General features: G+C 66.7%; 6 protein-coding genes and 3 pseudogenes. 6 read left to right on the top strand and 3 right to left on the bottom strand.

Annotation, left to right across the window (positions count from 1 at the left end; translation table 11 throughout):
• The 3 genes and pseudogenes from JOY90_RS11995 to JOY90_RS11985 all read right to left on the bottom strand — a co-directional run.
• Positions 1-174 (bottom strand): annotated as a pseudogene (locus JOY90_RS11995) (ABC transporter permease); the annotation flags it as partial.
• A gap of 252 nt (positions 175-426) precedes the next feature.
• Positions 427-1,002: a YbhB/YbcL family Raf kinase inhibitor-like protein gene (locus tag JOY90_RS11990; protein ID WP_291691352.1), complete on the bottom strand. Its 576-nt coding sequence runs from the start codon at positions 1,000-1,002 to the stop codon at positions 427-429.
• A 73-nt stretch (positions 1,003-1,075) separates the two neighbouring features.
• Positions 1,076-1,888, bottom strand: a complete 813-nt coding sequence (locus tag JOY90_RS11985) for an ABC transporter ATP-binding protein (protein WP_291691351.1) — start codon at positions 1,886-1,888, stop codon at positions 1,076-1,078.
• A 125-nt stretch (positions 1,889-2,013) separates the two neighbouring features.
• Between JOY90_RS11985 and JOY90_RS11980 the strand changes: the two genes are divergently transcribed.
• The 6 genes and pseudogenes from JOY90_RS11980 to JOY90_RS11955 form a co-directional block, all read left to right on the top strand.
• Positions 2,014-2,811 (top strand): ABC transporter ATP-binding protein, encoded by a 798-nt coding sequence (locus tag JOY90_RS11980; RefSeq protein ID WP_291691350.1) that lies wholly within the window; start codon positions 2,014-2,016, stop codon positions 2,809-2,811.
• Positions 2,808-4,367, top strand: a complete 1,560-nt coding sequence (locus JOY90_RS11975) for an ABC transporter permease/substrate-binding protein (protein ID WP_291691349.1) — start codon at positions 2,808-2,810, stop codon at positions 4,365-4,367. Before JOY90_RS11980 ends, JOY90_RS11975 begins: the two co-directional genes overlap by 4 nt.
• 162 nt (positions 4,368-4,529) lie before the next feature.
• Positions 4,530-5,318 carry an IclR family transcriptional regulator gene (locus JOY90_RS11970; protein WP_291691348.1) on the top strand — a complete coding sequence of 263 codons (789 nt, stop codon included), beginning with the start codon at positions 4,530-4,532 and terminating at the stop codon, positions 5,316-5,318.
• Complete coding sequence (locus JOY90_RS11965) at positions 5,315-6,187, top strand: ABC transporter permease (protein ID WP_291691347.1); 873 nt, start codon at positions 5,315-5,317, stop codon at positions 6,185-6,187. Before JOY90_RS11970 ends, JOY90_RS11965 begins: the two co-directional genes overlap by 4 nt.
• A gap of 5 nt (positions 6,188-6,192) precedes the next feature.
• Positions 6,193-7,071: pseudogene (locus JOY90_RS11960) on the top strand (ABC transporter permease).
• Between the two features lie 14 nt (positions 7,072-7,085).
• A pseudogene (locus tag JOY90_RS11955) lies at positions 7,086-7,595 on the top strand (ABC transporter substrate-binding protein); the annotation flags it as partial.

Raw genomic sequence — 7,595 nt, 5'->3', positions numbered from 1 at the left:
CACGCCGGAAGCGAACCAGGCGACGATCTGGCTGAAAACGGCGACCGGATTGGAGAAGAAGAACGGCGGCAGCCACACCTTCCCCAGCACCGCCACGGTGGCGAGGAATTGCCACAGCGCAAGCGCGACGACGGCGACGAGGAGCTGTAGCGCAAGGAGGCTCAGGCGGGACATAGCGATCGGTCTCGCCGTTCCCCTCCCCCTCGCTGGGAGGGGTCAGGGGTGGTCCCCAGGCACACCGCCCGTGGGGACCCCCCTCCCCAGCCCTCCCCCGTCGCAAGTCGGGCCTGCCCGACTTGCGCAGATTCATAATGCGCAACCGGGGTAAACCCCGGTTGCGTGGGGGAGGGAGTGCACTGTGCCTGCCGCGACTGCATCAATGTCGACCCTGACATCTACCTTCCTGATCAGCTCCGCAGTAGTCCATCACGGATGCTCGAAGGTGCCGACGATGCCGGTGGCGCCCTTGGCGTGGCCGTCGAGCGCCTTGATCAGGTCCTCGCGGGTCATGCCCGCCTGCAGCGCCGACGGCTCGAGATCGGTCGCGACCAGGGTGAAGATGTAGTGGTGCGGCGCGCCCGGCGGCGTGCACGGACCGAAGTAGTTGGACAGCTTCATCGTGCTCTGGCCGCCGACATATTTGTCGCTGGCCTTGGAGAGCTCGCCCTCGGCAAAACCCTTCACCGACGCCGGGATGCCGTAGGCGACGAAATGGCTGACGCCGCCCGGCGGCCGGCCCTCGGGATCGAACATCAGGAGGGCAAAGCTCTTGGTGCCGTCCGGCGGGTTCGCCCAGGAGAACGCCGGCGAGACGTTTTCGCCGACGCAATTCGGATTGCTCTTGTTGTCTCCGGCCATCTTCTTGGCGAGCCGCGCGCCGTCCTTGAAGCTCGACGACGACAGCGAGAACGCCGCGGGCGTCCCCGCCGCATCCGCCTGGTGCACACCGGCGCACGCGACGATTGCGATCGCGCCTGCCAGCATCAATCCACGTGAGAACATTTCGTCCCTCCTACTTGCCATCACACACCGCGCCGTTGCCTTCACGCCCGCGGAACCCGATGAAAGGCCTGCTTCATCCGGCGCCCGCCTGCGCGTAGGTCTTCAACACCTCACTCTTGAGAACACTCCATATCTCGCGGTGAAGCGCGTGAAATTCCTTCTGCAGCCTCACCTCGAAGATGTCGCGCGGCCGCGGCAGCGGCACCGGCCAGTCGCCGATGATCCGCGCGCCCGGCCCCGCCGACATGATCACCACCCGGTCGGCCAGCGCGATCGCCTCCTCGAGATCATGGGTGACGAACAACACCGCCTTGCGGTCGGCGCTCCACAGTTCGAGCAGGAGATTGCCCATGATCTGCCGGGTCTGGGCATCGAGCGGGCCGAACGGCTCGTCCATCAGGAGTATCTTGGGATCGCGGATCAGGACCTGGGCGAGGCCGATGCGCTTGCGCTGGCCGCCGGAAAGCATGTGCGGGTAGCGGTTGCCGAAGGCGGCTAGCCCAACCGAAGCGAGAAATCTTTCCGCCCGCGGCAGTGCCTTGCCTCGCGGCGTGCCGGCGACTTCGAGCCCGATCGCAACATTGTCCAGCGCCGTCTTCCAGGGAAACAGCGCATCGGCCTGGAACAGGTAGCCGGCATCCCGGTTCAGCCCGGCGAGCGGCCTGCCGAAGATCTTCACCGCGCCCGCGGCCGGCTTGAGCAGGCCCGCCGCAACGTTCAGCAGCGTCGATTTCCCACAGCCGGTGGGGCCGACGATGGCGACGAACTCGCCATCGCCGACTGCGAGCTGCGCCCTCTCGACCGCAGTATAGACGCGTGCATCCGCCAGGCGAAATGCCACCGTCGCCTGTTCCAGCGCGACCGCCTGCGGCACCGCCCCGTCCACCCGCGTCCCTCCGAATTGGGCTGCTGGCTTAGCCGCTTGCTCGGACAAGTTCAACGTGGCCGTGCTACATGCTAACGCAGAGCTTCACCTTCCGCTGGAAGGTCAGGTCGTGCGTCCGGGGAGTCTTGAGCACCTTGCCGATGATCGCCTATAGCCATGTCGGCAAGAGCTTTGCGGGCCGCGGGACCGAGCGGGTCACGGCCGTCGACGACGTATCGCTCGAAATCGCCGAGGGCGAGTTCCTGGCGATCGTCGGCGCCTCGGGCTCGGGCAAGAGCACCCTGCTCCGGCTGACCAACCGGCTGATCGAGCCGGACCAGGGCCGGATCACGGTCGAGAGCGAGGACGTGCAGGCCGCCGATCCGGTCGGCCTGCGCCGCCGCATCGGCTATGTGTTCCAGAGCGGGGCGCTGTTCCCGCACATGAGCGTCGCCGACAATATCGGCATTACCCCAAAACTTCAGGGTACGCCTGCCGACAAGATCGCCACCCGGGTGGATGAACTCCTGGAGCTGGTCCAGCTCCGGACCGCCGATTATCGCGACCGCTTTCCCCACGAACTGTCCGGCGGCCAGCGCCAGCGCGTCGGCGTCGCCCGGGCGCTGGCGGCACGACCAAGGATCGTGCTGATGGACGAGCCGTTCGGCGCGCTCGATCCCCTGACCCGCGACGCGCTCGGCGACGATTACCGGGCACTGCATCGGAAGCTCAACCTCACCACGGTCATGATCACCCATGACATGACCGAGGCGCTGGTGCTGGCCGACCGCGTCGCGGTGATGCGCGCCGGCAAACTCCTGGCGCAGGGCACGCCGGCCGAGCTCTCGAAAAACCAGGACGGCTATGTGGCAGAGTTGCTGCGCACGCCGCGGCGGCAGGCGGAGCGGCTGAACGCGCTGTTGCCTGGGGACGGCGCGACATGAGTTTTCTCACCGATCCGCGCTGGGGCGAAGCATTCGCCCATCTCGCCGACTATCTCGGCAACCATGTTCGGGTCAGCGTCGCGGCGCTGGCGCTGGGACTCCTGGTCAGCCTGCCGCTCGCGATCGCCGCGCGGCAGCGGCCGGTGCTGCGGACCGCACTGCTCGCCGTCGCCTCGGTGGTGCAGACAGTGCCGGGCCTGGCGCTGCTCGCGCTGTTCTATCCGCTGCTGCTGGCGCTGGCCTCGGTGACGCTCGCCTGGTTCGGCTTCGGCTTCTCCGCCTTCGGATTCCTGCCGGCAGTGCTGGCGCTGGCGCTCTATTCGATGCTGCCGGTGCTGCGCAACACCATCACGGGCCTCAACGGCGTCGACGGCGAACTGATCGAGGCTGCGCGGGGCGTCGGCATGACGCCGCGGCAGTCGCTGTTTGCGGTCGAGCTGCCGCTGGCGCTGCCGGTGATCATGGCCGGCATCCGCACCTCGGCGGTGTGGGTGATCGGCACCGCAACGCTGTCGACGCCGATCGGCCAGACCAGCCTCGGCAACTACATCTTCGCCGGTCTCCAGACCCAGAACTGGGTGCTGGTGCTGTTCGGTTGTTTCGCCGCCGCCGTGCTGGCGCTGGCGGTCGACCAGTTGCTGGCGCTGATCGAGAACGGCTTGCGGGCCCGCAAGCGCGCGCGCACCGCGCTCGGCAGTTTCGGCATCGCGGCACTGGTGGTGGCCACACTGGTGCCGGCGCTGGCGCGCCCGGCCTCGAGCTATGCCATCGGCGCCAAGACCTTTACCGAGCAATATGTGTTGGCGGCGCTGATGGCCGATCGGCTGCGCGCCGCCGGGCTGTCCGCCTCGTCGCGCCAGGGGCTCGGCTCGAGCGTGATCTTCAACGCGCTCGCCGCCGGCGACATCGACGTCTATGTGGACTATTCCGGCACGCTCTGGCTCAACCAGTTTCACCGCACCGACACGCCGCCACGCGAAAAGCTGATCGAAGAGCTGAAAGCGGAGCTCGAGAAGCAGCACATCACCCTGCTCGGCGAGCTCGGTTTCGAGAATGCCTATGCGCTGGTGATGCCGAAGCAGCGCGCGGACGAGCTCGGCATCCGCTCGATCGCCGATCTCGCCTCGCATGCGGCGACGCTGTCGATCGCGGGCGACTACGAGTTCTTCTCGCGCCCGGAATGGGGGGCGCTGCGAGAGGCCTACGGACTGCCATTCAAGGCCCAGCGGCAGATGCAGCCCGACTTCATGTATGCAGCGGTGGCTTCCGGCGAAGTCGACGTGATCGCGGGCTATACCAGCGACGGCCTGATCGCCAAATACGACCTCTCCGCGCTCGACGATCCCCGCCATGCGATTCCGCCCTATGACGCGATCGTGCTGCTCGCACCGAAGCGCGCCGGCGACGAGAAGCTCAAAGCGGCGCTCCAGCCGCTGCTCGGCCGGATCGACATCGCGACCATGCGTGAGGCAAACCTGCGCGCCTCCGGCAACGATGCCGCCGCCTCGCCGGAGGCGGTCGCGCGCTGGCTGTGGCAGCGGATCGAGAACCACTGATGTGAGAGGGATTGGATTGGCACGACGGCGGTGGTGCGCGATCGCTGCCGCCCTTGTGCAATCCCGCGCCAGCATGCCGGAAATTTCGTCTTGATCGGCTGCGCCGCTGGTCTAAGATTTCGGGACCACGTTCCATAATTTGGAACCGTTCCAGTTTCGATCATGAGCGCCCTGACCAATGCCATCGAGCTTCTGCGCTGCTTCTCGACCGCCAGGCCGGACCTGTCGTTCGCCGACGTGGTGGCGATCACCGGCAAGCCGAAGAGCTCGACCTCGCGGCTGTTGCGGAGCTTGCGCGATTGCGGATTGCTGGAGCAGGATCCGCATACCCGCCGCTACCGTCCGGGCCTGCTGACCTTCGAGCTCGGCCGGCTGCATCGCGCCCATGACGATCTGATCGGCACCGCCGAGCGCGAGCTGCGCGAGGTCTGCGCCCGCACCGGGCATACCGGCTACATCGCGGTGCTCGACGGCCATGAGCAGGTAGTGCTGCGCATCGTGCCGGGCTCCAATCCGCTCCGGGTCGTCAACCCGCCGGGCCAGCGCACCTCCGCGCTCGCCACCTCGAACGGCCGCGCCATGCTGGCACGATTGTCCGACCAGGACATCCGCGCCCGCGTGCCGGGAACGTTTCCAAGGCTGCCGCGCAACGCGCCGCAGAATTTCAAGCAGCTCATGGAGCGGTTGAGCGAGATCCGCCGCACGGGTGTCTCCGAGGCCTCCGACGAGGCGATCGAAGGCGTCGGCTCGCAGGGTTTTGCGCTCGCAAGCGGCGAGACCGGCGAATTGATCGGCATCGCGGTCTCCTATTCGGTGCAGGCGACCACCGCAGCCGAGCGCGCCAATGTCCGCCGCGAGCTTGCCGCGATGGCCGGGAAGCTCCGCCGCATGACCGGCGATCCGCTCGGCCAGACGGGGATGCCGTTACGCACAGGAGCTGGAGCCCGATGAGCGCGGCGGGTGGACGCAGCAACGGCCTCGCGCTGCTCGTCCTGCCGAGCGCCCTGCTCTTCACTTTGTTCTTCTTCCTGCCGATCGGGCTGATGGCTGTCATGAGCCTGCTCACCGGCAATCCCGTGGTGATGCCGCATGTCGCCTTCACCACCAGGCATTACGCGCGCATCGTCAACGACACCTATTACCTCGAGGTGATCTGGACCACGATCCGGATCGGACTCGTGACGACGCTGGTCGCGCTCGCGATCGGCTATCCGCTGGCGCATTGGATGGCGCGGATCAGGAGCCGCGCCGGCCACGCGGCACTGCTGATGGCCGTGCTGGCGCCGATGCTGACCGGCATCGTGGTGCGCACCTTCGCCTGGATGACCCTGCTCTCCGACAAGGGCGTCATCAACCAGACCCTGATCTCGCTCGGCCTGGTCACCCAACCGCTGAAGCTGATGTACAACGAGACCGGCATCGTCATCGGCCTCGTCCACATCTATGTGCCGTTCATGGTGCTGACGTTGACCGGCGTGATCGGCCGCATCGACGAGCGGCTGGAGCAGGCGGCGGAGAATCTCGGCGCCAGCCCGTTCCGCGCCTTCATCGAGGTGACGTTGCCGTTGAGCCTGCCCGGCATCCTCGCCGGCTCGCTGCTCGTGTTCGCATTGTCGATCAGCGCCTATGTCACGCCGATCCTGCTCGGCGGATTCCAGATCATGACCTTGCCGATCCTGATCTACCAGCAGATCTCGGCGAACTTCAACGTCGGCTTCGCCGCAGCCCTCGGCATGCTGCTGCTCGCACTCTCGCTTGCGCTCGTCCTGGCCTATAACCGCGCGCTCGGCCTCGTCTCCGGTCAGCAGGAGTTGCAGTGAGGCCAATGATGCGAATTTCCACCTCATCCGGCACGGCAAGCCCGATCGTGCGCCAAAGTGGCGTGACGGCGGCCACGAAATCCGCCGTCGCGCCCTGGCGCTGGGGCCGCGCGCTCTATCTCGCCGTCAACATCGCGGTGCTGATCTTCCTGCTGGCGCCGATCGCCATCGTCGTGGTGTTCGCGCTCAATCCGACGCCCTTCATCCAGTTTCCGCCGGTCGGCATCTCACTGCGCTAGTTTCAGAAGTTCTTCGCGGCGCGCGACTTCATGCATGCGCTCGGCGTCAGCCTCGAGGTCGCCGTGCTCACCACCGTCTGCGCCACCCTGCTCGGCGCTTCCGCTGCGCTCGCGATCGCGCGCGGCAACCTGCCCGGCGCGCGACTGGTGCTGGCGACCATGCTCTCGCCTCTGATGCTGCCGGCGATCCTCACCGGGCTTGCGTTGTTCCAGGCCTATGTGCTGCTCGACGTCGGCCGCCCGCTCTGGGGGCTGGTCGCGGGGCACACGCTGGTGACGATCCCCTACGTCGTCCGCACCACGCTCGCGGTGCTGCACAATTTCGACCTGCGGCTGGAAGAGGCCGCGCGCAATCTCGGCGCAAGCCCGGCGCGCACCTTTTTCGAGGTCACGCTGCCGCTGGTCAAGCCCGGCGTTCTCGCCGGCGCGATCTTCGCCTTCATCGTCTCGTTCGACCAGTTTCCGGTATCGCTGTTCCTGGTCAATCCGGGCGGCGAGACGCTGCCGATCACGCTGTTCAACTACCTGAAATTCGACCTCGACGGCACGATCGGCGCCGCCTCCGTGGTGTCGATCCTGCTGGCCTTTGTCGTCGTCATCGCGCTCGACCGCACCGTCGGCCTGCGCGCCTATGTCAAGCTGTAACGGAGAATCGGGACATGCCGCATTCGTTTGAACGTTCGCATCTCAGCCGCCGCCGTTTCCTCAGCCTCGGCGCCGGGGCCGGCCTCGCCGCGCTCGCTTCGCCGCATGTCGCGCGCGCGGACGAGCCGGTGCTCAACATCACCGGCTGGGGCGGCAAATGGGGCGACGTGATGAGCGCCGAAATCGGCCCGGCATTCGAGAAGGAGTTCAAGTGCAAGCTCAACACGGACCGGGCGCTGCCGTTCCTGCCGAAGCTGCAGGCGAGCTCGCGCTCGGCACCGGTCTACGACGTGCTGCACACCAATTCCAACGAGCAATGGGCCGCGGTCGAGATGGGCCTGGTCGAGCCGAAGATCGATGCCAAGCTCGTCCCCCATCTCGCGGACGTCTATCCCTACGCGGTGAGCGACAAGATTGTCGGCGTCTCGATCTTCACCAGCGCCATCGGCATGGGCATCCGCACCGACAAGGGATATGCGAACGTCAATTCGTGGAAGGAATTGTGGGATGCCAAATATAACGGC

Source organism: Bradyrhizobium sp. (assembly GCF_019242285.1).
Taxonomy (GTDB): Bacteria; Pseudomonadota; Alphaproteobacteria; order Rhizobiales; family Xanthobacteraceae; genus Bradyrhizobium.
The sequence above is the reverse complement of the archived record's forward strand: the minus strand, read 5'-3'. Positions and strand labels throughout refer to the sequence as shown.

Coding starts and splice junctions, on each gene's coding strand:
- JOY90_RS11990 (WP_291691352.1), bottom strand. CDS start 1,002: ATGTTCTCACGTGGATTGATGCTGGCAGGCGCGATCGCAATCGTCGCG.
- JOY90_RS11975 (WP_291691349.1), top strand. CDS start 2,808: ATGAGTTTTCTCACCGATCCGCGCTGGGGCGAAGCATTCGCCCATCTC.
- JOY90_RS11970 (WP_291691348.1), top strand. CDS start 4,530: ATGAGCGCCCTGACCAATGCCATCGAGCTTCTGCGCTGCTTCTCGACC.
- JOY90_RS11965 (WP_291691347.1), top strand. CDS start 5,315: ATGAGCGCGGCGGGTGGACGCAGCAACGGCCTCGCGCTGCTCGTCCTG.